Consider the following 22765-nt stretch of genomic DNA (forward strand, 5'->3'; position numbering starts at 1 on the left):
CCTTCGTTGTTGGCGCCCATCTGACCGAATTTTGAAAGCGCGGGAGGCGGGAATGGCCTCCCGCTGTCGTCTCATGCACGGACGGGGAGTTCTGTGCATGAGAGACGCGACGGGCATCACGGCAGGCATGAACGCATCGGGCGATCCCGCTGCGATGGGCGGCATTTCGCAAGGGCCGGGCGGCATCCACGCCTGGCACGCCGAGCGCTGGACCGTGATCGTGCCGTTCTTCAACGAACGCGCACATCTGCCATCCTGCATCGCCAGCCTGGCACGGCAGGACGTTCCGTTTCACCTGGTGCTGGTGGACAACGCCTCGACCGATGGCAGCGGGGCGGTGGCGCTGGCGGCGTGCGCGGCGGCGGGGGTATCGGCAGAATTGCTGGTCGAACAGGAGCCCGGCAAGGTTGCCGCGCTGCGGACCGGCCTCGCGGTGGCGGGCACCGAATTCGTCGCCACGTGCGATGCCGATACGCTCTATCCGCCCGACTATCTTGCGCGCGCCGCCAGTCTGCTGGACCGGGGCGCGGTCGCTGCTGTCGCGGCCACGCAACCGCCCGGCGCTTCGCGCTGGCAACGGCGGCTCGCGGGATGGAAGCTGGAGCTGACGTCGAAGCTGCTGCCGCAGCAGTGCCTGAACGGCGGCGCGGGGCAGGTGTTCCGCACGTCGGCACTGCGGGCGGTGGGCGGCTTCGACCCGCAGATCTGGAACTGGGTGCTGGAAGATCACGAGATCATGGCACGGATCGAGCAGCAGGGCCGCATCGCCTATCACCGGCACTTCGAATGCGCGCCGCTCGAGCGGTCCGGCTCCGGCCCGGCACCGGGATGGCGCTTCCACGAACGCATCCTGTACCATTGCTCGCGCGCGGCGAATCGCAAGGCGTTCTTCCACGCATACCTTGCCGCAAAGCTGCGCGCGCGTGCCCTCAGCAGTGAGAGGTTGAGACGCCATGAAAGCCAGCTGTCCCATGCCTGAGCGCTTCATCCTGTGCGCCGACGATTTCGCGCTCTCGCGCGGGATCAGCGAAACGATCGCCTCGCTGGCGGCATCGGGCAGCATCAACGCCGTCAGTTGCATGGTGCCCTTCGCGAACTGGGAGAAGGATGCACCCCTGCTGGTGGAGGCCGCGCGCGTGCGCGATCCGCGCCATGGGCCGCTGCACGTGGGGCTGCACCTTACGCTTTCCAGCGAGCGCCCGATCACGCGGATGTCCTGCACCGATGCCGATGGCCGCCTGCCGGGCGCGGATGCGCTGATGGTGATGGCGCACCGGCGCAAGCTGGACCTGACGGAATTCCGTGCGGAAATCGACGCGCAGATCGCGGCCTTCGTGGCCGTGCGGGGCGCGGCGCCGGATTTCGTCGACGCGCACCAGCATGTCCATGTCTATCCGGGCCTGCGCGAAGTCGTGGTCGATGCCGTGCTCGAACATGCGCCGCACGCCTGGGTGCGCAACCCCGGTGACCGGCTGGGGGCGATGAGCCGCCGGCCGTTCATTGACAAGGCGATCGGATCGAGCCTCCACGCGGCCGGTTTCCGCCGGTTGCTGTCCCGGCGCGGCGTGGCGAGCAACCGCAGTTTTGGCGGGCATTACGACTTCACCACCGACTATGCCGCGCTTTTGCCGCGCTTTTTTGCCGCGCCTTCGGATATGCATGTGGTCATGTGTCATCCCGGTGCCGGTCATCTCGACGGCGATACGATCGCGGACGCGCGCATTCGCGAAGCCAGCGTGCTGGCCGCCGCGGCGCTGCCCGAACGGCTGGCCCGGATAGAGCGGGTGGTGCCTCTGTGAGTGAAGCCGGGCTGGAGCGCGTATTCATGGAACAGCGTCCGATGATCCTGCGATTGCTGTCTGCCCGTCTCGGTAGCCGGGACGAGGCGGAGGAGACCGCGCAGGAGCTTTGGCTGCGGCTTCAGGATGCGCGTCCCGGCCCGATTTCCGATCCAGCCGCCTACTTGTTCCGCATGGCCTGCAACCTGGCCACCGACCGCCGCATCGCCGCGGGCCGCCGCGGCGTGCGCGAGAAGGCGTGGCAGGCGGTGCAGCCCGAAAGCGGGGAGTATCCGGACGCCGAACGCGGTCTGATCGCGCGCGGCGAGTTGCAACGGGTCGGAAGCCTGCTGGATGCGATGCCCGAACGGATGCGCGACGCGCTGGTGATGTTCCGCCTGGAACAAAGGCCGCAAAAGGCGATCGCGCAAGAGTTGGGGATGAGCCTGTCGGGTGTCGAGAAACTGCTGGGAAGGGCTTACCGCCAGTTGGTGGCCGGTCTTGCCGATCCCGTGATGGAACCTGCCGCGCAAGGGGAGCGCGGCCAGCATGAGGTTGATTGCCATGAGCGCTGAAACGCACGAGGCCCAGGGCGGGGCAATGGAGGCGGCGATTGCGTGGCATGTGCAGATGCCCGCGATGGACGCCGCGCGCTGGGCGGATCTGGTCGCCTGGCTGGAAGCAGCACCGGAGCATCAGGCCGCGTTCGACCGCGTGGCGGCGGCGGATCGGTTGCTGGCCGAAGCGCCGGTTCTGCGCCAACGGTCTGGCGAAAAGGTGCCGGCGCCGCCGATGCTGGTGAGACGCGGATGGTGGCGCGCGGGCGCTGGAGTGGCGCTGGCGGCCTCGCTGGCCGGCGTGGCGCTGTGGACGGTCGCGCCGCGTGATCGCCAGCCGACGACTTTCGCCACGGCCGCCGGCAAGATGCAGACCGTGCGCCTCGCCGAAGGCACCGCGATCGTGCTCAATGGCGATACGCGGCTGGCCCGGGGGGATGGTGAACGCTCTGTCCGGCTGGATGGCGGCGAAGCGCTGTTCGCGGTCCGCCATCGCGCCGATGCTCCTTTCACGGTGGAGGCGGGCCGTTACCGCATTGTCGATGTCGGAACCGTGTTCAACGTCCGGCGCGATGCCGGGCGGCTGATGGTTTCGGTCAGCGAAGGCAGCGTCATGGTCGATCCGGATGGCGCCCGCCTCGCCCTCCACGCTGGCGAGGGTTTGACGATCGACGAAGCAAGCGGTCTTGCCACGCGGTGGAAGGCGGCGTCGGTCGGTGGCTGGCAGAGGGGCGAACTGGATTTCGATCGAGCGACGCTGGCGGATGTCGTGGCGGCTTTCCACCGGCGCAATGGTGCGGAAATCCGGCTGGAGGGCGGCTTGTCCGCCTTGCCGTTTACTGGCAATGTCAGGCTTTCGGGTGAGACAGCGCGCGACGTTGAACATCTCGCGCGTCTGGTCGGAGTTGATTGCCGTCGTGAAGGCGAAATCTGGGTGCTTTCGCCGTCCAAGGTTCGTAGCTAGCGCCCTGCTGGCGCTGGGCTGCTGCTTGCCGCTCACGCCGGTTTTCGCCGCCGATCGTGCCGCCATTTCCTTGCCGGCCGGATCGCTTTCCGTCGCCCTGCGTCACCTGGCCGAAAGCACCGGCAGCGAGATTGTTTCGGTCGATCCCGCGGTGGCGGCGGTGCGCGTGCCGGCGCTCAGGGTAGGGTCTGATCCCGCGCGCGCGTTGGCGCAACTGCTCAAGGGAACCGGCTATCGCGCGGTCAGGATCGGTGCGCGTGGTTTCCGGATCGAACGGGCGCCGCTTGCGCGCGTGCGTCCGCGCGCGGCGCCTGCCAGTTTCTCTCCCCCGGCCACGGTATTGCAGCCACCGATCGTGGTGGTGGGAGGCAAGTTTCCCACACCGATCATGCTCTATCCGGGAAGCGTGGGGCGGATGCCCGGCGAAGAAAGCTCCCGACTGGGCGACCCGTCCTCGCTGGACAGCATGGCGCGTGCGCAACCTATCCTGCAGACCACGGCTTTCGGGGAAGGGCGCAACAAGATCTTCATCCGTGGCATTGCCGACAGCAGCTTCAACAGTTGGACGCAGCCCACGACGAGCATCTACTTCGGCGACGCGCTGTTGGGCTTTGGTAGCCCCACGCCCAACCTCAAGCTGCATGATATCGCATCGGTGGAAGTGCTGGAGGGACCGCAAGGCACGCTCTATGGCTCCGGCTCGATTGGCGGCGTCATCCGCATCATGCCGAACGCGGTCGATCTCGATCGCTATGCGGGATCGGTCACGGGAGGTGTCAGTGTTTCCCCGGATGCCACCACGGGCTGGGATGGCTCGGCCATGCTCAACCTGCCCCTGCTCCGTTCGGAAGCGGGCGTGCGGCTGGTGGCCTATCGCGAACGGGATGGTGGCTACATCGATGTGCCGGGGCTGGGGCACAACCGCAACGTGGTCGATGTGGCGGGAGGGCGCGGCGCGCTTGCGGCCCGGCTGGGCGATGGCTTCCGCGTCGAGGGCAGCGGGCTGTATCAGCGCACCGATGCGCGGGATGCCCCTTATGCCGATGCATCCGGCGCGCTTTCGCATCGTGCGGCGATCGCGCAACCCTATTCCAGCGAATTGGGGCTTGGCCGCCTCTATGTGGAATACAGCGCGCCGAACGGGATGCGGCTGACATCCACCGCCAGCCTCGGGGCGCGGACGGCGCTCGATACGTTTGACGCCACCACGCCGGGCTCCCCCCGGCGCGCGTATCAGACACAGCGGTCAACCCGCACGTTTTCTTCGGAAACGCGCTTGTCAGGACCGCTTGATCGGCCGGTTACGTGGGTGCTGGGGCTTGCCTATGAACGGGTGCGCGATGGCCAGTCGCGCTCGCTGGGCATGCCCGAGGCGCCGCCCGAACTGGACGAGCTGACTAATGTTACCCGCAGCGGATCGCTGTTCGGACAGGTGACCTTCCCCTTGCTGGGCGCGATCAAGGCGACGCTGGGCGCGCGTGCCACCACCGCGCGCACCGACAGCGAACCATCGCGCGGCGGCGTTTCCTCACCGATCAAGGGCAAAGGCGCCTCGCGTATCGACCCCACGGTGGCGCTGCTCTGGCCGGTCCTGCACGATCTTTCGCTCTTTGCCCGGTTCCAGACCAGCTACCGCAACGGCGGCGTTTCCGTGGCGCGCGGGGTCGGCAAGGTGTCGGAGTTCCAGGCGGATTCGATCGTGATGGGGGAGGTGGGGCTTCGCCGTTCGCGATCAGGGCCGACCGGGCTCTCGTTCTCCGCTGCGGCATCCTATGCCCGGTGGCAGAACGTCCTGGCCGAACTGGTGAGCGCGAAGGGGTTGCCCTATACCACCAACGTTGGCGACGCGAAGATCTTCGCGCTGGAAGCGATCGGAAACTGGGTGATCGTGCCGGGGCTGGAAGCGGAAAGCTCGGTGTTCTTCACCTCGAACCGCACGACTGGCGCGCTGCCCGCCCAGTCCGTCGGCCGCGACCGGCGGTTGCCGGATACGCCACCGTTTTCAGCCGCCGCCAGCCTGCGTTACGGCTGGGGACGTGGCATCACCACCTATCGGGCTGGATTGGACATGCGCTACGTCGGGCGATCGGTGCTCGGGCCGGGGGCCTTGTTCGATGTCTCGCAGGGCAATTATGCCGTGGCGGACCTCCATGCCGGGCTGCGCCGGGGGCCGGTCGATTTCTCTGTGGCGGCGACCAACCTCTTCAACACCCGTGCCAGCCGCTTCGCGCTGGGCAACCCCCTGCTGCTGTACAGGCGCGATCAGTCGGTGCCCGTGGAGCCGCTGACCGTGCGGTTCGGCGTGTCGGTGGCCTGGTAGGGGCGAAGCCGCGAAGGCGTTGGCTTTCGCGCGGTGCGGATTACCGCCATCGTGGCGCCATCTCTGGAAATTAACCGCAATTCTTCGCGGCTCCTCAATCGCTATTCCCCATGATTTTCCTGACACTTGGGGGATTTCACCATGCGCTCTACCATCGTGGCGGCGTGTGCCGCGTTCGCTGTTCTTCTGCCGGCTGCCGCCTCGGCGGAACCTGTGTTGCAGCCGATCCAGATCGGCGCGGAAACGCTGCGTTTCGACCAGGGCGTGCCGACGCTCGATCTGCAACGGCAGCAAGGCAGCGTCCAGATCCGGCCGCTGCCACTGGATCACGGCAGCCCGGCCTTCAGTGTCGCGGTGTTCAACGCTAGCCCGCGTTCGGCAAATTTCGGGATCGAGAACCTGACCGTGCAGGCCGGCGACAAGCCGGTCAGCGTATTCTCCGTCGACCAGCTTGTCAGAAAAGCGAAGTCCCGCGCGCGGTGGACGCAGATCGGCATCGCCATGCTGGGCGGAATCGCCGCCGGCGTGGCAGCGAGCCAGACCGATACTTATCACGGCTACATCCGCACGCCACGCGGGTCCTATGTCAGTTCCTACAGTGGCCCCAGCGCATTCGGGCAGCTTCAGGCAACTGCGCTCACCGCCGGCGCCGCGCATGGCATCGCGGCCGTACAATACAATCTGGACCGGACGCGTGATGTCCTGGGCGATTCGATCGTGCAGACCACCACGCTCTATCCCCAGCAGAGCTATGCCGGAAAGATCGTGCTCGAGAAGATTCCGCTGGATGAGCGGCCCGTGCGAATTTCCATCGTGGTGATGTGGAACGGCGAACAATATCCATTCGCTTTCCAGTTCGCCAAGGCGGGAACCGCTGCGCCCGTATTCCATGCCGTCGATTCGGCACCTGCCCAAGCATCCGCAGAGCCTTCCATGGCGGCAGCCGCCTACCCGGCCCGTCAGCCCCGGCCCGCACCCGCACCCGCATCCGCAACGGGCGGCGCCCGTTCGCAGGACATCAACGCGTTAATCACCAAGACAGCGCTCTACATGGAACGCCCCACCGAATTGGATGACGGCACCGTCATTTCGGAATTCGCCGTATCCGGAAGCGAGCTGCGTCTGACGGCCGCGCTGCCAAAGGGCATGGCCGAATTTTCCGATGGCACCCGCATGTCCGCAAGCCGGGCCATCTGCGGACGCCGCGCGTTCGTTCCGCTGTTGCAAGGCGGCGCCACGATACGGGCGACCTATTCTGCCAGCAGCAAACGGCGCGCCGAAGAAATCATCGTGACATCGAGCGATTGCGTCAGCTGAGGTGTCGGGGCCGGAATATGGTAGGCGGTGTCGGCTCGAATAAATTACATAACGTGCGGAAATAACATCGTTTTTGGACAACTGCTTTTGAGTGAGCCCCCATCGACCCACCCTAAAATTGTTGAAATGCGAAGGTGGAACAGAGGGCTCACATTTCCGCCGAGGCTGGCCAGCGGCCCAGATTTGTGGCCGTTGCTGATCTGATGCCGGCGCGCCGCGCCTTTACCTCGGTCAGGGCATGACGGGTTCGGGTGGCTGCGCAAGCCGCCAGTCATTGCCATGCCGGACCATGCCTTCGAAGGTGAAGAGATCGCTGTTGCGATAGCCACGCGCGGGCGGTTCGGCATCGGCGTTCATGGCCAGGCCGAGCATGACCTTGCGGAATTCGAAGATGGCCCGGTCGCTCGATCCCAGCCTGTCGTGGCTGCGGTCCGCGATCGGCCCCATCGATTCCCACATCGCCATGTCCTGCGTGGGGATGCCCTTGATGCCGGTGAAATCCCCGGCCTTCATCGCCGCGCGATCCTGCAGGTAGCCGTTCTGCGCGTTCCGGAACTTACGGAAGGTGACCGGATCGACGTCCACCCCGGGCACCGCGTCGCAGAACCGGCGCCAGTCTTCGGACGAGATGCCTTTCGTCTCGTGCCAGGCGATCCAGTAGAACATGCAGTTCACGTCATCGATCGGCACCAGCATTTGCGCCAGCTTGTAGCGGTCGGTCGGCGGGATCATCACCGTGAACGGCGCGACGAACAGCGTGGTGCGGACGTAGTCCTGCTGCTCGGGATCGTGGATCGGCGTGCGGATCGCGGCGTAGCGGAAGCCGAACGGCGCGCGCTCCACCTGCAGGCGTGGGGACTTGTCGGCCGAAGGGCGCAGCCACTGGCTGGCGGTGGCGGTCGATCCGCTGACGTCGGTTGCGGTCGGCATGTTGGAGGAATGCAGGCTGCTGCTGTGCGCGGAATCGATCGATCCTTCCAGCACTTGCGCCCAGTTGCATTCGGCGTGGATCTTCACGATGGCGATCCGGTCGTCCGGTGCCTTGGTCCACACCGGCGGGTCGAACGGCGCGGGGTTCTCCGGATCGCCCATCCAGGCCCAGACGAACCCGCCGGCCTCGCGCGCGGGATAGGCGCGTGTGCGTACCGCCGTGCGCAGGCGCGCATCGGCCGGCTCGGAAGCCATGTCGGTGACCTTGCCGTCCACGTCGAACTTCCAGCCGTGGTAAAGGCAGCGCAGCCCGCATTCCTCGTTGCGGCCATAGACCAGCGAGGCGCGCCGGTGCGGGCAGCGCTCGTCGAGCACGCCAATGCGCCCTTCGGTATCGCGGAACACCACCATGTCCTCGCCCAGCAGGCGGGCGCGGCGCGGGGTGCCGTCCGGCTCGGCCACTTCCTCGCTCATGCAGACCGGCATCCAGTGGCGGCGCATGACCTTGCCCATCGGCGCGTCGCCCTCGACGCGGCAGAGCAGGTCGTTCTGTTGTGGAGTCATGGCAATTCCCGGCAGGCATTGAGGCGCGCGGCGGCGCGAAAGGAGATATACTTTTAATACTAAGTAATTTGCAATTCAAGAGCGTGCCGGATATGATCCGCGCCGGGAGAGCGGCATGGGCTTGCGGGTGGCGGTGATAGGGTTGGGGCGCGGCGCGGTGTTAACCGTGCCCGCACTGGCCGCGCAGGCGCGGATCGAACTGGTGGCCGGCTGCGATCCCGACTCGGCGGCGCGGGCGGGGTTTGCCGCCCGCCACGGCGTGCCCGCCTGCGAGACGGTCGAGGCGCTGCTGGCGAATGCCGATTTCGACGCCGCCTATATCGCGTCGCCGCACGAGTTCCACGCCGCGCATACCCTCGCAATGGCTGGTGCGGGAAAGCACGTGCTGGTGGAAAAGCCCATGGCGGTGACGCTGGTCGAGGCGGCATCGATGATCCGCGCGGCCGAAACCGCCGGCACCGTGCTGATGGTCGGGCCGAGCCATGGCTATGATCCCCCAGTGGAGGCGGCAGCGGCGCTGGTAGCGTCCGGCGCGGTGGGGGGCGTCAGGCTGATCCATGCCTTCAACTACACGGATTTCCTCTATCGTCCCCGGCGCCCGGCCGAGCTGGATACCGAGCGGGGCGGCGGCGTGATTCTCAGCCAGGCGACGCACCAGATCGACATGGTGCGGCGGATCGCGGCCAGCCCGGTCACGTCGGTGCGGGCGTGGACAGGCGGCTGGGGCGCGCGCGCGACGGAAGGGGCGTTCACTGCGCTGCTGTTCTTCGCCAACGGCGCGGTCGCGAACCTGACCTATTCGGGCTATGCGCGGTATGACAGCGATGCGCTGGCTGGCTGGGTGGGCGAAATGGGCAGCGCGAAAAGCCCGGCGGCGCATGGGCAGGCGCGCGCGCTGTTGGCGGCGATCGACGAGCGGCAGGCCAAGGCTGCCCGCACGTTCGCGGCGGGCGCGGTATCGTCAGGCGCGTCGAAACATCACGAGCGGTTCGGCTCGGTGTTGATAACCTGCGAACAGGCCGACCTTGCCCTGACGCCATCAGGCCTCGACATCCACGCCGACGACGGCGTGCGCCGCGTGGCGGTTCCCTTGCCATCCATCCCGCGCGCCGGCGTGGCCGAAGCGTTCGCACACGCCGTGCTGGATGGCTGGCCGGTGCCGTTCGATGGCCGCTGGGGGCTGGAAAGCCTGGCGATATGCCACGCCATTCTCCTGTCCGCGCGCGAGGGCAGGGATGTCACGCCGTCCGAACTTCTTCCGAAAGTATCTGAAAGAACGCTATGAGCCGTCTATCGATCTCGCTCGCCTGCTGGAACTACGATCGTACCCAGGCGCTGGCCGACGGCACGATCCGCCCCGATGGTATCGATCTGAACATGCAGACGCTGGATGTGGAAGAGACGTTCTTCCGCATGCTGCGGCACCGCGAATTCGATGCGGCGGAAATGTCGCTGTCATCCTATTGCGTGTCGCTCGGCCGCGCCGATCCGGGGTTCGTGGCGATCCCGGTGTTCCCGTCGCGCCTGTTCCGGCACAGTTGTATCTTCGTCTCGGCGAAAAGCGGGATCGAGCGCCCGGAGGACCTGGCGGGCAAGCGCATCGGCGTGCCGGAATACCAGATGACCGCGCCGGTGTGGATTCGCGGCATCCTGGCGGACGAGTACGGGGTCGATCCTGCCAGCGTGACCTATCACACCGGGGGCGAGGAGCAGCCGGGGCGCGACGAGAAGCTGAAGCTCGATCTGCCGGAGCGCTTCCATCTGCGGCCGATCGGTCCCGGCCAGACGCTGTCGCGGATGCTGGCCGATGGCGAGATCGACGCGCTGCACACCGCGCGCACGCCCAGCACGTTCTACAGCGAACCGGACAAGGTCCGCCGCCTGTTTCCCGATTTCGTGCCGTTGGAGCAGGACTATTACCGCCGCACCGGTATTTTCCCGATCATGCATGTCATCGCGATCCGGCGGGACGTGTACGAAAAGAACCGCTGGATCGCGCGGTCGTTGCAAACGGCGTTCGAGGCGGCACAGGCGAAAGTATATGAGGAACTGCTGGTCACCGCCTCGCTCAAGACGATGCTGCCCTGGCAGATCGCGGCGGTCGAGGAAGCGGTGGCCCTGCTGGGGCGCGACTGGTGGCCTTATGGCTTCAAGGCCAACCGTGCCGTGATCGATACGTTCCTTCGCTATCACCACGAACAGGGCCTTTCGCCGCGCCGGTTGCAGCCGGAGGACCTGTTTGCGGAGGAATGCTTCGAAGCCTTCCGGATATGAAAAGTCGTGCCCTCGCGTGGCGTCGTCATCCGAAACGGACTTGTCCCGGTTTGCCGGCATTCCTATAAAGTTAGTAATCGAAGTATTTCAGCCGTTCCATGCGGGCGTTTCGGGGAGCTTGCGTTTGCGTATTGGAATCAGGGCTATGCGGCGGATTGGTGACATCCGATGACCAGTGCGCGCACGCTCTATGACAAGATATGGGACGCGCACGCGGTTGCGGCGGACGACGGCGATACGCTGCTCTACGTCGATCTGCACCTGCTGCACGAGGTCACTTCGCCCCAGGCCTTTGCCGGATTGCGCCGGGAAGGGCGGGCGGTGCGCCGGCCGGAGCGGGCGCTGGCGCTGTCCGATCACAATGTGCCGACCGAAGGGCAGTCCGCCGGGGTTGCCGCCGTCACCGACGTGCAGGCGCGCGCGCAGCTTGCGGCGCTGGCGGAAAACGCGGGAAGGCATGGAATCGAGCAGTTCCCGATGGGCGATCCGCGCAACGGCATCGTCCATGTGGTTGCGCCCGAACAGGGCCGCTCGCAGCCTGGCATTACGATCGTCTGCGGAGACAGCCATACCTCCACGCACGGCGCGTTCGGCGCGCTGGCGTTCGGCATCGGGACGTCCGAGGTCGAGCACGTGCTGGCGACCCAGACCGTGCGCCAGCGCCGATCGCGCAACATGCGGATCACGATCGATGGCCGGCTTGCCCCTGATGTCCAGGCAAAGGACATGGTGCTGTTCCTGCTCTCGCGGCTGGGGGTGGACGCGGCGTCCGGCCATGTCATCGAATATGCTGGGCCGGCCGTGCGCGCGCTGTCGATGGAAGGGCGCATGACGCTGTGCAACCTCAGCATCGAGATGGGCGCCCGGGCCGGTCTGGTCGCGCCCGACGAGACGACGTTCGCCTATCTGCAGGGGCGGCCGGCGGCTCCTGCAGGTGCCGCGTGGGACGCGGCAGTGGCGCGCTGGCGCGCCCTGGCGAGCGACGCGGAAGCGCGGTTCGATCGCGAGATACGATTCGACGCGGCGGAGATCAGGCCGATGGTCAGCTGGGGCACCAACCCCGCGCAGACCGTGGCGGTCGATGGGCACGTGCCCGATCCGGCGGGAATGGGCTCGCCGGCGGACGCGGCGGCGGCTGCCCGCGCGCTGGCCTATATGGACCTCGCGCCGGGCCAGCCGATCCGGGGTCTGCGCCTGGACCGCGTGTTCATCGGCAGCTGCACCAACAGCCGGATCGAGGACTTGCGTATGGTCGCCGCGATCGTGCGCGGCCGCAAGGTTGCTCCGCATGTGCGAGCGATGGTCGTTCCCGGCTCCGGGCTGGTCAAGCGGCAGGCCGAGGGCGAAGGGCTAGACGCGATCCTGCGCGAAGCCGGCTTCGACTGGCGCGAACCGGGCTGCTCGATGTGCGTGGGCATGAACGCGGACCGGTTGCAGGCCGGCGAGCGGTGCGGCGCCACATCGAACCGCAATTTCGAGAACCGGCAGGGCAGGGGTGGCCGCACCCACCTGATGAGCCCGGCCACCGCCGCCGCCAGTGCCATTGCCGGCTGCATCACCGATCCCGCAAGCCTGCCGTAGCAGCGGGGGGCGGGGTCAGGCGCCCGCTTCGAACCGGGTGATCGCGCGTTCGTGCCGCAGCGTGCGGGCAATGTCGTCCAGCCCTTCCAGCAGGGTGCGGCGGTCGTCCGGATCGACGTCGAACGGGATTGTCTCGCCCGAGGCCAGCGTGATCCGCTGTTCGCCAAGATCGACGGTGACCGGCGCGAGTTGCGACAGCGCGATCTCTTCGCGCAGGCGTTCGCAGGTGCTTTCAGGCAGGCGGATCAGCAGCAGCCCGTTCTTGCGCGCGTTGCCGGCGAAGATATCGCCGAAGCTGGGAGCGATCACGCAGCGGATGCCGAAATCGGTAAGCGCCCAGACGGCATGTTCGCGCGAGGAGCCGCAGCCGAAGTTGCTGCCGCCGACGATGATGCGCGCCTTGCGCCCTTCGCCGCGGTTGAGGATGAAGTCCGGCCGCTCGGCACCGTCGGGGCTGTAGCGCAGCTCGCGGAACAGATGGGTGCCCAGCCCGGCCCGGTCGAGCGCCTTCATGTAGCGCGCCGGGATGATCATGTCGGTATCGAGGTTGGCGAGAGGCAGCGGGATGGCAACGGCGGTCAGCCGGTCGAACTTTTCCATGGAGCCTTCCAGATAATTAGTATGCTAATTATAAGGCAAGGCGCGCATTGTCCATGGATAATGCGGCAGTGAAGCATTGCGGCGGGATTCCTGCCCCCTTAAGGACAGGCGTTCGCCGGAGTGCGTGCAACCCTGCAGGCTTGGGCTTTCGGGTTTGGCGAAGAGGAAGACGGCATTGGCCAGGAAGAACCAGACCTATCGGTATCCCGCGGAACATTACACCGTGCCGGAAAACAGCATCGGCTATCTGGCGCGCATCGTGTTCCGTTCGTTTTCGCGCCTGCTCGAGCGCAAGACGTTGATGCACGATGTTTCGGCAGGTCAGTGGCGGTTCCTGCGCCAGCTGTGGCGTGAGGACGGCATCACCCAGCGCGAGTTGAGCGAGCGCGTGGGCATGCGTGAGCCGACCACGGTGGTTGCCTTGAAGGGGTTGGAGAAAGCCGGGTTCATCACCCGCAAGAAGACCGCAGACGATCGCCGCAAGACCTTCATCCACCTGACGCCGCACGCCAAGGAACTGGAACTGATCCTCGCGCCGATGAACGCGGAAGTGCATGACGTGGCGACGCGCGGGATGACCGACGAGGAAGTGGAAACGCTGCGCGCGCTGATGCGCCGGGTGATCGACAATCTGGCCGAGGAAACATCCAAGCTTTCGGTCCTGACCGACGTGAAGGCCTGACTCGCGCGGCGATCAGCTCCCGTTTGCGACGTTGCTTCCCCAATCGGCCTCAAGCGCGGCCAGCATGTTCTCGAACCGGTCCTGGCCCAGCGCGCCGGCAATCTGTTCGGAAAGCGCATCCATAGCCTGTTGCGCGTCCTGCCGCATACGCTTGCCGGTTTCGGTGAGCGACACGACCATGTGGCGGCGATCGTCGGGATCGGGCTCCAGCGTGACGATGCCCAGATCGATCATCTGGCTCAGCGTGCGGTGAATCGCCTGCCGGGAAATGCCCAGGTTGCGGGCTATGTCGGAAGGGCGCACGATCCCGCTGACGATATTGGTCATGACCATCGATTGCGGGCGATTGACGTCTGGCCAGCCGCGTTCGTGAAGGCGCGCCTGAAGACCTTCATCGAGCCAGCAAAAGCGCTGGAACAGGGCGATGATAAGCTGGTTCGTGAGCATGGAGAGTGGTGGAAATCCCGAAAATTCGCCGTTTTGGCAGCGGCCGCACGCTAGGCGGCGTGGACAAATTCCGCAACGCCACAGTTGCCCTGAGACAGGCCCTGGCAAGGCGCGAGGCCGCAGGAAGAGGGGCCTCTTTCAAGGCCGCGCAACGCGGCCGGGGCCTGTCTCAGGGCAACCCCTTCGGGGCTGGACCAAAAGCCGCCATTTCAGCGTCGGCTCGGCTCGAAATATAGCCGATATTCCTTCGCCTCGCCTCCTCGAACTGGCGGCTTTTGCCTCCAGCTGTGGCGATGTGGAATTTGTCCACGCTGCCTAGAAGAACGATCCTGTGCAGGCAAGGCACGGTACTGTTGCATTCGCAATGTACTTAGGATACTAACTTTCTTGCGAAACAGCCCCGCTAGCATGGCGGGAACGATCGAGGGAGAGGCAGGGCCGGCATGGACGGGCTGATGCAGAATGTACCGCTGACGGTGGATCGCATCATCGATCACGCGGCGATGTGGCACGGCACGCGCGAAGTGGTGTCGCGCGATGCCGATGGGCATGTCAGCCGATCCAGCTATGCCGCGATCCATGCTGATGCGCGCCGCGTGTCGAACGCGCTGGCAGCGGCCGGGATCGCGCCGGGCGATCGCATCGCGACGATGGGCTGGAACAGCGGCCGCCACCTTGCCGCCTGGTATGGTGCCGCCGGGATGGGGGTGGTCCTGCATACGCTCAATCCCCGGCTGTTCCTGGAACAGATCGCCTATATCGCCAACCATGCGGGCGACCGGCTGCTGATCGCCGACCCGTCCACCGCCGATCTGGTGGCGCAACTGCTGCCGCAGGTGCCGTCGATCGAGCGGGTGATCTTCTTCTGCGATCGCGCGACCCTGCCGCAAACCGACTATCCGGCCATCGCCTTCGATGACTGGATCGCGGACCAGCCGGCCGAATTCGCGTGGGGCGGGTTCGACGAAAACGCGGCCTGCGGCTTGTGCTACACCTCGGGCACCACCGGCAATCCCAAGGGCGTGCTCTATTCGCACCGGTCGAACTACCTTCACGCCCTGATGACGCTGCAGCGCGACGCGCTGGCGCTGTCCGCGCGCGATACCGTGTTGCTGGTGGTGCCGATGTACCACGCCAACGCCTGGGGCGTGGTCTATTCCGCCCCGGCCGTGGGGGCGAAACTGGTCCTGCCCGGGCAGCGGATGGACGGCGAATCCATCTACAACCTGATCGAACAGGAAGGCGTGACCTATTCCGCCGCCGTGCCCACGGTATGGCAGATGCTGCTGCAATACGTGCAGGAGAACGGCAAGCGGTTCACCACGCTGGAACGCGTGACGATCGGCGGCTCGGCCTGCCCGGAATCGATCATCCGCACCTTCCGCGACGAATACGGCGTCGACGTGATCCAGGGCTGGGGCATGACCGAAACCTCCCCGCTCGGCACGGTTTCGGTGCCCAACGCCGCGGTCGCGGCGAAGCCGGCGGACGAACAGATGGCCTACAAGCTCAAGCAGGGCCGCCTGCTGTGCGGGCTGGAGATGAAGCTGGTGGATGATGCCGGCGTCCGCCTGCCGCACGATGGGCGCACGCCGGGCCGGCTGATGGTGAAGGGGCCGACGATCGCGTCCGCGTACTTCGGGGGCGATGGCGGGGATGTGCTGGACGGGGAGGGCTTCTTCGACACCGGCGATGTCGCCACGATCGACGGCGAAGGCTACATGCGCATCACCGATCGCGCCAAGGATGTGGTGAAATCCGGGGGCGAATGGATCAGTTCGATCGAGATCGAGAACATCGCCATGGGGCATCCGGCGGTCGCCAATGCGGCGGTGGTGGGCATCGCCCATCCCAAGTGGGACGAACGGCCCATCCTGCTGTGCCAGCTCCTGCCCGGTGCCCGCGCCGACGGGGACGATCTGCGCGCCTGGCTCGACGGGCGCATCGCGCGCTGGTGGATGCCGGACGATGTGCTGTTCGTGGACGAGATACCGCTCGGCCCCACTGGCAAGATCGACAAGAAGGCGATCCGCGCCGGCCTGACTGGCTATACCCTGCCGTTCGAGGTCACACGCTGAAAGCGCTGCACAACAAGACAACCGGGAGAGAAAACGATGGACCCCAACGGGATCGAGGGACTGGACGCTCACTTCATCGGCCTTGCATCGCCGACCGCCCCGCGCATCCAGGCGGGCGGGCATCCCTGCCAGGGCATCTACTGGACCGAGGCGGGCAAGCGGCCGAAGGTGGCGATCATCGCCACACACTACAACGTGGATTTCTCCGAGCACTACATCGCGCCCTATTTCGCGCGGCAGGGGTTCGGTTTTCTCGGCTGGAACACTCGGTATCGCGGGTTCGAGGATCAGTTCCTGCTGGAACATGCGGTGCTCGACATCGGTGTGGGGATGCGCTGGCTGAAGGAGGAGGCCGGGGTCGAGGCGATCGTCATCCTCGGCAATTCGGGCGGCGGTTCGCTGATGGGTGCCTATCAGGCCGAAGCCATCGCGCCGACCCTGACCGACCGGCTGCCCACTGTGGGGCAGGATGCGCTGGCGCAACTGGTGAAGGGCGATCTCTACATCTCGTTCAACGCGCATCAGGGGCGCCCCGAAGTGCTGACCGACTGGATGGATGCCTCGGTGATCGACGAGAACGATCCTGTCGCCACCGATCCGGAACTCGATCCGTTCAATCCCGATAACGGGCCGCCCTATTCCGAGGAGTTCGTCGCGAAGTACCGGGCGGGCCAGCGCGCGCGCAACCAGCGGATCACGGACTGGGCCAAGGCGGAACTGGCGCGGCTCAACGCTGCCGGCATTCCTGACCGCATTTTCCCGATGTTCCGCTGCTGGGGCGATATCCGTTGCGTCGATCCCGCGCTCGATCCCTCCGAGCGCAAGCCCAACTGGTGTTACCGGGGCGATCCCGCTGTGGCCAACCGCACGCCCAGCATCGGCCGGGCGAACACGCTCAAGACGTGGCTCAACATGTGGAGCCTAGAAACCTCGCCCTGCCAAGGCGCGCCGCACCTTGCCAAGCACGATACGCCCGCGCTGGTGGTGCAGGGGCTGGCCGATACCGGGGTGTTCCCCAGCGATGCGCGCAAGATCTTCGATTTCCTGGGAAGCAAGGACAAGACGATCGAACTGATCCCGGGCGCGCACTATTTCGAGGATTCGATAGCCGAGCGCCAGAACGCGGCCGATCTCGTCGGCGCATGGATTCGCGAAAAGCTGTGATGGAACCGGCGGTCGCGAACATCGTCGACGGGTTGCAGGCCGCCGGGTTGATCGGAGGCGCTGAGACGCCGGTGTTCCAGCCGCTTGCCGGTGGCGTCTCGTGCGATGTGTGGAAGGTCGATACGCGGGACGGGCCGATAGTGGTCAAGCGGCCGCTGCCGCAATTGCGCGTGGCGGCCGAATGGCTTGCCCCGGTCGAGCGCGGGACGAGCGAGGTGCGCTGGCTGAAGCGGGCGGCGTCGGTCGATCCCCGGATCGTGCCCGAGGTTCTGGCGGAAATGCCTGCCGATCACGCCTTCGCCATGCGGTTCCTGCCGGATTGCCCGGTGTGGAAGGACGAGCTTGTCGCTGGACGCGTGGATGCCGGGTTCGCGGCAGCGGTGGGGCAGAGCATCGCCGCCGTCCACGCCGCGACTGCCGGCAGCGCCTCGGACCAGGCCATGTTCGCTACCGACGCCATGTTCCGCGCGCTGCGGATCGATCCGTTCCTGCTGCATGTCGCGGCGAAGGAGCCGGCGCTGGCCGGGGCGCTGGAAGCCATGGCCGCCGATCTTGCGGCCAGCAAGGTGGCGCTGGTCCATGGCGATGTCAGCCCCAAGAACATTCTGGTCGGGCCGGATGGACCGGTGTTCCTCGACGCGGAATGCGCCGTATTCGGCGATCCCGCGTTTGACCTGGCCTTTTGCGTCACGCACCTGCTGCTCAAGACCGTATGGCGGGACGACGAGCGGATGCGGCAGGCGGCGGCCGCGCTGGTCGATGCCTATCACGCCGGCGTGAACTGGGAAGACCCCGCCGGTCTTGCGGCGCGGGTGGGGCGGCTGACGGCCGCGCTTTTGCTGGCGCGAGTCGAGGGCAAGTCGCCCGCTGCTTATCTCACTGACCCCAAACATATTGCCGCCGTGCGGGAACAGGCGAGGGCGCTGGTTGCCGCGCCCCGGCCCGTTGGCGCGCTGGTGGCCGACTGGAAAAGGACTGTTGCATGATTTCGCGTATCGTCTCCGTCACCGGTCGCCAGCTCTGGGATTCGCGCGGCCGCCCCACCGTGGAGGCGGAAGTCGCGCTCGCTTCGGGCGCGGTCGGCCGGGCGATCGCGCCCGCCGGAGCCTCGCGCGGGGCGCATGAGGCGATCGATCTGCGCGACGGTGGCAGCGCGTTCGGGGGCTTCGGCGTGAATCGCGCCGTTGCCGGAATCGGGGCCGAGATCGCGGGCGCCATGATCGGCATGGATGCGCGCGATCAGGCTGCGGTAGACCGCGTGCTGTGCGAACTGGACGGCACGCCAGCCAAGGCGCGGCTGGGCGCCAATGCCATCGTCGCGGTTTCGATGGCGGTGCTTCACGCGGCGGCGGCCGATGCGGGCGTGCCGCTGTGGCGCTACCTTGCGGACGGAAGCACGGTGCGCGTGCCCTTGCCGGAAATCCAGATATTCGGTGGCGGCGCCCATGCCGGGAGGCGGACCGACGTGCAGGACTTCATGATCATGTGCCCCCGCGCCGGATCGTTCCGTCGCGCGCTGGAAATCACCGACGAGGTCTATCGCGCAGCGGGCCGGCTGATGGAAGCGAAAGGACCGCTGACGGGCGTGGCGGACGAAGGCGGCTGGTGGCCGAACTTCGCCTCGAACGAGGATGCGCTGGATACGCTGACGAAAGCGATCGAGGCCAGCGGTCATCGCGCCGGCGAAGACGTTTTCATCTCGCTCGATATTGCCGCCAACGAACTGGGCGACGCTTCCGGCTACACGCTGGCGCTCGACGACCGGCGGCTTTCGGGCGAGGAGATGGGCGCGCGCATCGTGGAATGGACCGGGCGCTATCCGATCCTTTCCGTGGAAGACCCCGCCGGGCAGGACGACTGGGCCACGATGGCCGCCGTGACTGCCGCGATCGGAGACAGGGTGCAGGTTATCGGCGATGACGTGCTGGTGACCAATGCTGACCGCGTCGCGCGGGCGGGAGAGGCGGGCGTGTGCAACGCGGCGCTGATCAAGGTGAACCAGGTAGGCACCGTGACGGAGGCGAAAGCGGCGCTGGACGCGGCGCAGGCGCGGGGCTGGGGCGCGCTCGTCTCCGCGCGGTCGGGCGAGACCGAGGACGTGACGATCGCGCACCTGGCGACGGGTTGGAATGCCGGGCAGCTCAAGGTCGGCAGCTTCACCCGGTCCGAACGCATGGCCAAGTGGAACGAGGTGCTGCGGATCGAGGAGGCGATGGGCGGCGATGCGGTTTTCGCCGGCGCGTCCGCTTTCGCCGCGCCGATCGCGGCGGCGCTCGCATGATTGTCCTGCACGCCCGGCCCAGCCCCGGCTTCCGCGCGGCGGTGGATGCGGTGTTCGGTGCCGGCGTGGTGGTGCACGTCGACGAGGCCGAGGCGCTGGATGGCGTGGCCGATGCCATCACCGTGCTGTTGCATGTGCTGACGCCGGTGACGCCGCCGTTCATCGCCTCCGCGCCGAAGCTGCGGCTGATCCAGAAACTGGGCGTGGGCGTGAACACTATCGCGCTCGATGCGGCGCGCGAACACGGCGTGGCGGTGTGCAACATGCCCGGCACCAACAGCCAGGCGGTGGCGGAAATGGCGCTGTCGCTGATGCTGGCGGTGCTACGCCGGACCTGCTTCTTCGACGCACGCACCCGCGCGGGGGAAGGGTGGACGGCCGATCCCGCGGAACTCGACAGCGTGGGCGAGATTGCCGGGCGCAAGGTGGGCCTCGCCGGTTTCGGCAATTCGGCGCAGCGGTTGGCACCGGTGCTGGCAGCCCTGGGGGCGGAGGTGGTTTATGCCGCGCGCGCCCCGCGCGATGTGCCCTATGCCTTCTGGCCGCTGGAGCGGGTGATCGCGGAGTGCGACATCGTGTCGTTGCACATGCCGCTGACCGAGGAGACGCGCGGCGCGATCGATCCGCTGGCGATGAAGGCCGGGGCGGTGCTGGTGAACACCGCGCGCGGCGAACTGGTGGACGAGGCGCGGCTGGTGGAGGCGCTGCGATCGGGCCATCTGCGCGGCGCGGGGCTGGACGTCTTCGCGCAGGAACCGGTCGCGCCCGATACTCCCCTGCTGGCGCTGCCGAACGTGGTGCTGGCGCCGCACATTGCCTGGCTGACGCCGGAAACGCTCGTGCGCTGCCTTGAAGTCGCCCGGGAAAACTGCCGCCGGCTCGCCACCGGCGAGGCCCTGCTGCACAAGGTGGCGTGATGCCGGTTCCCGTCGTTCTCATCACTGGCCAGTTGCTGACCGAGGCGGTCTGGCAACCGCTGCTGGAGGCATGGCCCGATCGCGCGGTGATCGTGGCGGACAATCGCCGCGACGATACGATAGAAGGCTTCGCGCAGCGGCTGCTCGATACGGCGCCGCCGCGTTTCGCGCTGGTCGCGCACGCGATGGGCGGCTTCGTCGCCTTCGAGGTCATGCGCCGCGCGCCGCAGCGGGTGGAGCGGCTGGCGCTGCTCGCCACGCTGGCTTCGGCCGATGGCCCGGCGCAGACCGCACGGCGGCAGGGTTATATCGATCTCGTGGAAAGCGGCCGCTTTGCCGATGTGGTCGAGGAACGCATCCCGATCCTGTTCCCGGAAGGCCGTCGCGACGACGCGCGACTGCTTGGCATCGCTAGACGGATGGCGGCCGATACCGGCGCGGAAACCTTCCTGCGCCAGCAGCGCGCGATCATGGCGCGGATCGATAGCCGGCCGCGCCTGCACGAGATCGCGGTGCCGACGCTGCTGGTGTGGGGCGATGGCGACGGGATTACCAGCCGGGCGCAGCAGGACGAGATGCTGGCGGCAATCCTCGGGGCGAGGCTGGCGGTGGTGCCCGGCGCTGGGCACCTTGCCACGATCGAGGCGCCGGACGTGGTGGTGCCGCTGCTGACCGGCTTTCTTGACGGCACGGCTGGGTGATCGCAGACCGGATGCGAAACAAGGGGAGAGCGGAATGATCGATCTGGAAGCGATCCGGACGCTGGCGGATATTCCGACGGCGCAGGCGCGCCGGCGTGGCGAGGCCATCGCGGTGAAGTTCGGCGAGCGGGAGACCAGCTATGCCGCGCTCGATGCCCGCTCCAACCGCATCGCCAATGCCCTGATCGCTTCGGGTATCCGCGCCGGTGACCGGGTGGCCGTGCTGACCCGGAACCACGATTCATGGTATCCCCTGTTCTTTGGTGCGGCCAAGGCGCGGGCCTGTCTCGTGCCGGTCAACTGCCGTCTGGCGACGGCGGAGATCGCGTTCATTCTGGAAGACGCCGCGCCCCGCATCCTGTTCGTGGGTGAGGATTTCTGCGATGCGGCGCGGGCCGCCATCGGCGATCTGGAAAACCCGCCCACCGTGGTGGCGCTTTACGGCGCGGGCGCTGGTCTGGTCGCGCTGGAAGAATGGCTTGGCGCGGCGACCGACAGCCGGCCGGGCGATGCGCCGCAGCTCGATGACGACGTGCTCCAGCTTTACACCAGCGGCACTACCGGGCGGCCCAAGGGCGTCGTGCTGGCCAATCGGAACTATCGCAGTTTCCTGGAGATGGCGGCGGAGGTCGATGGTTTCGCCTATGGCGAAGACGAGACGGTGATGATCGTCATGCCGCTGTTCCACGTCGCGGGCACCAATATCGGGTTTTCCGGGCTGGCGCAGGGGGCGCGGCTGGTGCTGGTGCGCGATTTCGATGCGGCCGGGATCATCGGCCTGATGCAGCAAGAACGGGTGGCCCACGCCTTCCTGGCCCCAGCGATGATCCTGATGATGCTGCAGCGGCCGGAGGCGGCGGCGGCAGACTATGCGGCGCTGCGTACCATTGCCTATGGCGCGTCGCCCATCGCCGAGGACGTGCTGCGCCGCGCGCGCGCCACGTTCGGATGCGGTTTCGTGCAGTTCTACGGATCGACCGAATCGACCGGGGCCGGTTCCTGCCTCTCCCCGTCCGCGCACGATCTGCCGGGCAAGCTCACCTCGTGCGGGCGGCCGTGGCCCGGCATCGAGATGGCCATTCTCGACGCGGAAGGCCAGGCGCTGGCGGATGGCGAGATCGGTGAAATCGTGATCCGGGGCGGCATCGTGATGCAGCGCTACTGGAACCGCGAAAGCGCTTCGGCGGAAACGCTGGCGGGCGGCTGGCTGCATACCGGCGATGCCGGCTTCCGCGATGCCGATGGCTTCTATTTCGTGCACGACCGGATCAAGGACATGATCGTTTCGGGCGGCGAGAACGTCTATCCCGCCGAAGTGGAAAGCGCGATCATGGGTTGCCCCGGCGTGGCCGATGTGGCGGTGATCGGCGTGCCCGACGACAAGTGGGGCGAGGCGGTGAAAGCGCTGGTGGTTCCGGCGCCGGGTGCCGAGCCAGACCCCGCCGCGATCGTCGCCTGGGTGCGCGATCGCATCGCCGCCTACAAGGCGCCCAAGAGCATCGATTTCATCGCGGCGCTGCCGCGCAACCCTTCGGGCAAAGTGCTGCGGCGCGAGTTGCGCCAGCCGTTCTGGGAAGGCCGCGCCCGCGCCGTGGGGTAGCAAGGGCGAT

At 66.9% G+C, this 22765-nt stretch carries 20 protein-coding genes; 17 read left to right on the forward strand and 3 right to left on the reverse strand.

Annotated features, from left to right (window positions below; translation table 11 throughout):
- The first annotated feature begins 97 nt into the window (after positions 1–97).
- From F1640_RS13265 to F1640_RS13290, 6 genes are all read left to right on the forward strand, one after another.
- On the forward strand, positions 98–979 hold the full coding sequence (locus F1640_RS13265; RefSeq protein WP_255530366.1) for a glycosyltransferase family 2 protein: 882 nt from the start codon (positions 98–100) through the stop codon (positions 977–979).
- A complete protein-coding gene (locus F1640_RS13270; protein WP_158453940.1) occupies positions 972–1799 on the forward strand; it encodes a ChbG/HpnK family deacetylase in 828 nt (275 codons plus the stop codon). The genes F1640_RS13265 and F1640_RS13270 overlap by 8 nt, the downstream gene beginning before the upstream one ends.
- Positions 1796–2353, forward strand: coding sequence for an RNA polymerase sigma factor (locus F1640_RS13275; protein WP_255420470.1), 558 nt, complete (start codon positions 1796–1798; stop codon positions 2351–2353). The genes F1640_RS13270 and F1640_RS13275 overlap by 4 nt, the downstream gene beginning before the upstream one ends.
- Positions 2343–3299 carry a FecR domain-containing protein gene (locus F1640_RS13280; RefSeq protein ID WP_194919617.1) on the forward strand — a complete coding sequence of 319 codons (957 nt, stop codon included), beginning with the start codon at positions 2343–2345 and terminating at the stop codon, positions 3297–3299. Before F1640_RS13275 ends, F1640_RS13280 begins: the two co-directional genes overlap by 11 nt.
- A 25-nt stretch (positions 3300–3324) precedes the next feature.
- On the forward strand, positions 3325–5619 hold the full coding sequence (locus F1640_RS13285; RefSeq protein WP_194919619.1) for a TonB-dependent receptor: 2295 nt from the start codon (positions 3325–3327) through the stop codon (positions 5617–5619).
- 141 nt (positions 5620–5760) lie between these two features.
- Positions 5761–6936, forward strand: coding sequence for a hypothetical protein (locus tag F1640_RS13290; RefSeq protein ID WP_194919621.1), 1176 nt, complete (start codon positions 5761–5763; stop codon positions 6934–6936).
- A gap of 231 nt (positions 6937–7167) precedes the next feature.
- On the opposite strand, the gene F1640_RS13295 is transcribed toward F1640_RS13290, so the two are convergent.
- Positions 7168–8430 carry a Rieske 2Fe-2S domain-containing protein gene (locus F1640_RS13295; protein WP_194919623.1) on the reverse strand — a complete coding sequence of 421 codons (1263 nt, stop codon included), beginning with the start codon at positions 8428–8430 and terminating at the stop codon, positions 7168–7170.
- 115 nt (positions 8431–8545) lie between these two features.
- On the opposite strand from F1640_RS13295, the gene F1640_RS13300 reads away from it, so the two are divergent.
- From F1640_RS13300 to leuC, 3 genes are all read left to right on the forward strand, one after another.
- The gene (locus F1640_RS13300) at positions 8546–9715 is read left to right on the forward strand and encodes a Gfo/Idh/MocA family protein (RefSeq protein WP_194919624.1); all 1170 of its coding nucleotides are present in this window, start codon (positions 8546–8548) and stop codon (positions 9713–9715) included.
- On the forward strand, positions 9712–10704 hold the full coding sequence (locus tag F1640_RS13305; RefSeq protein ID WP_194919625.1) for an ABC transporter substrate-binding protein: 993 nt from the start codon (positions 9712–9714) through the stop codon (positions 10702–10704). The genes F1640_RS13300 and F1640_RS13305 overlap by 4 nt, the downstream gene beginning before the upstream one ends.
- Positions 10705–10872: 168 nt before the next feature.
- Complete coding sequence (gene leuC / locus F1640_RS13310) at positions 10873–12285, forward strand: 3-isopropylmalate dehydratase large subunit (RefSeq protein WP_194919626.1); 1413 nt, start codon at positions 10873–10875, stop codon at positions 12283–12285.
- A 15-nt stretch (positions 12286–12300) separates the two neighbouring features.
- On the opposite strand, the gene leuD is transcribed toward leuC, so the two are convergent.
- On the reverse strand, positions 12301–12885 hold the full coding sequence (gene leuD / locus F1640_RS13315) for a 3-isopropylmalate dehydratase small subunit (protein ID WP_125954740.1): 585 nt from the start codon (positions 12883–12885) through the stop codon (positions 12301–12303).
- Between the two features lie 175 nt (positions 12886–13060).
- Here leuD and F1640_RS13320 point away from each other — a divergent pair, with 175 nt between their 5' ends.
- A complete protein-coding gene (locus F1640_RS13320) occupies positions 13061–13567 on the forward strand; it encodes a MarR family winged helix-turn-helix transcriptional regulator (protein ID WP_124807862.1) in 507 nt (168 codons plus the stop codon).
- A 12-nt stretch (positions 13568–13579) separates the two neighbouring features.
- Here F1640_RS13320 and F1640_RS13325 read toward each other — a convergent pair whose 3' ends face one another.
- Positions 13580–14014, reverse strand: coding sequence for a MarR family winged helix-turn-helix transcriptional regulator (locus tag F1640_RS13325; RefSeq protein WP_194919627.1), 435 nt, complete (start codon positions 14012–14014; stop codon positions 13580–13582).
- Positions 14015–14457: 443 nt separating this feature from the next.
- Between F1640_RS13325 and F1640_RS13330 the strand changes: the two genes are divergently transcribed.
- From F1640_RS13330 to F1640_RS13360, 7 genes are read left to right on the forward strand one after another with little or no spacing between them, the layout of a single operon-like run.
- Positions 14458–16092 carry a long-chain-fatty-acid--CoA ligase gene (locus tag F1640_RS13330; RefSeq protein WP_194919628.1) on the forward strand — a complete coding sequence of 545 codons (1635 nt, stop codon included), beginning with the start codon at positions 14458–14460 and terminating at the stop codon, positions 16090–16092.
- A 36-nt stretch (positions 16093–16128) separates the two neighbouring features.
- A complete protein-coding gene (locus F1640_RS13335; RefSeq protein WP_194919629.1) occupies positions 16129–17256 on the forward strand; it encodes an alpha/beta hydrolase in 1128 nt (375 codons plus the stop codon).
- Entirely contained in the window at positions 17256–18242 is a 987-nt protein-coding gene (locus F1640_RS13340) for a phosphotransferase family protein (protein ID WP_124807858.1), read from the forward strand. The genes F1640_RS13335 and F1640_RS13340 overlap by 1 nt, the downstream gene beginning before the upstream one ends.
- Entirely contained in the window at positions 18239–19537 is a 1299-nt protein-coding gene (gene eno / locus F1640_RS13345) for a phosphopyruvate hydratase (protein ID WP_194919630.1), read from the forward strand. The genes F1640_RS13340 and eno overlap by 4 nt, the downstream gene beginning before the upstream one ends.
- Entirely contained in the window at positions 19534–20454 is a 921-nt protein-coding gene (locus F1640_RS13350; RefSeq protein WP_194919631.1) for an NAD(P)-dependent oxidoreductase, read from the forward strand. Before eno ends, F1640_RS13350 begins: the two co-directional genes overlap by 4 nt.
- Positions 20454–21155, forward strand: a complete 702-nt coding sequence (locus tag F1640_RS13355; protein WP_194919632.1) for an alpha/beta fold hydrolase — start codon at positions 20454–20456, stop codon at positions 21153–21155. The genes F1640_RS13350 and F1640_RS13355 overlap by 1 nt, the downstream gene beginning before the upstream one ends.
- 34 nt (positions 21156–21189) lie before the next feature.
- Complete coding sequence (locus tag F1640_RS13360; protein ID WP_194919634.1) at positions 21190–22755, forward strand: long-chain-fatty-acid--CoA ligase; 1566 nt, start codon at positions 21190–21192, stop codon at positions 22753–22755.
- Positions 22756–22765 lie beyond the last annotated feature (10 nt).

The sequence above is a fragment of the Novosphingobium sp. NBM11 genome, assembly GCF_015390225.1.
Lineage (GTDB): Bacteria > Pseudomonadota > Alphaproteobacteria > Sphingomonadales > Sphingomonadaceae > Novosphingobium.

Excerpts from the sequence above, each read along its gene's own strand:
- F1640_RS13265 (WP_255530366.1), top strand. The coding sequence starts at position 98 with ATGAGAGACGCGACGGGCATCACGGCAGGCATGAACGCATCGGGCGAT.
- F1640_RS13270 (WP_158453940.1), top strand. The coding sequence starts at position 972 with ATGCCTGAGCGCTTCATCCTGTGCGCCGACGATTTCGCGCTCTCGCGC.
- F1640_RS13280 (WP_194919617.1), top strand. The coding sequence starts at position 2,343 with ATGAGCGCTGAAACGCACGAGGCCCAGGGCGGGGCAATGGAGGCGGCG.
- F1640_RS13290 (WP_194919621.1), top strand. The coding sequence starts at position 5,761 with ATGCGCTCTACCATCGTGGCGGCGTGTGCCGCGTTCGCTGTTCTTCTG.
- F1640_RS13295 (WP_194919623.1), bottom strand. The coding sequence starts at position 8,430 with ATGACTCCACAACAGAACGACCTGCTCTGCCGCGTCGAGGGCGACGCG.
- F1640_RS13300 (WP_194919624.1), top strand. The coding sequence starts at position 8,546 with ATGGGCTTGCGGGTGGCGGTGATAGGGTTGGGGCGCGGCGCGGTGTTA.
- F1640_RS13305 (WP_194919625.1), top strand. The coding sequence starts at position 9,712 with ATGAGCCGTCTATCGATCTCGCTCGCCTGCTGGAACTACGATCGTACC.
- leuC (WP_194919626.1), top strand. The coding sequence starts at position 10,873 with ATGACCAGTGCGCGCACGCTCTATGACAAGATATGGGACGCGCACGCG.
- leuD (WP_125954740.1), bottom strand. The coding sequence starts at position 12,885 with ATGGAAAAGTTCGACCGGCTGACCGCCGTTGCCATCCCGCTGCCTCTC.
- F1640_RS13325 (WP_194919627.1), bottom strand. The coding sequence starts at position 14,014 with ATGCTCACGAACCAGCTTATCATCGCCCTGTTCCAGCGCTTTTGCTGG.
- F1640_RS13330 (WP_194919628.1), top strand. The coding sequence starts at position 14,458 with ATGGACGGGCTGATGCAGAATGTACCGCTGACGGTGGATCGCATCATC.
- F1640_RS13335 (WP_194919629.1), top strand. The coding sequence starts at position 16,129 with ATGGACCCCAACGGGATCGAGGGACTGGACGCTCACTTCATCGGCCTT.
- F1640_RS13340 (WP_124807858.1), top strand. The coding sequence starts at position 17,256 with ATGGAACCGGCGGTCGCGAACATCGTCGACGGGTTGCAGGCCGCCGGG.
- eno (WP_194919630.1), top strand. The coding sequence starts at position 18,239 with ATGATTTCGCGTATCGTCTCCGTCACCGGTCGCCAGCTCTGGGATTCG.
- F1640_RS13350 (WP_194919631.1), top strand. The coding sequence starts at position 19,534 with ATGATTGTCCTGCACGCCCGGCCCAGCCCCGGCTTCCGCGCGGCGGTG.
- F1640_RS13355 (WP_194919632.1), top strand. The coding sequence starts at position 20,454 with ATGCCGGTTCCCGTCGTTCTCATCACTGGCCAGTTGCTGACCGAGGCG.
- F1640_RS13360 (WP_194919634.1), top strand. The coding sequence starts at position 21,190 with ATGATCGATCTGGAAGCGATCCGGACGCTGGCGGATATTCCGACGGCG.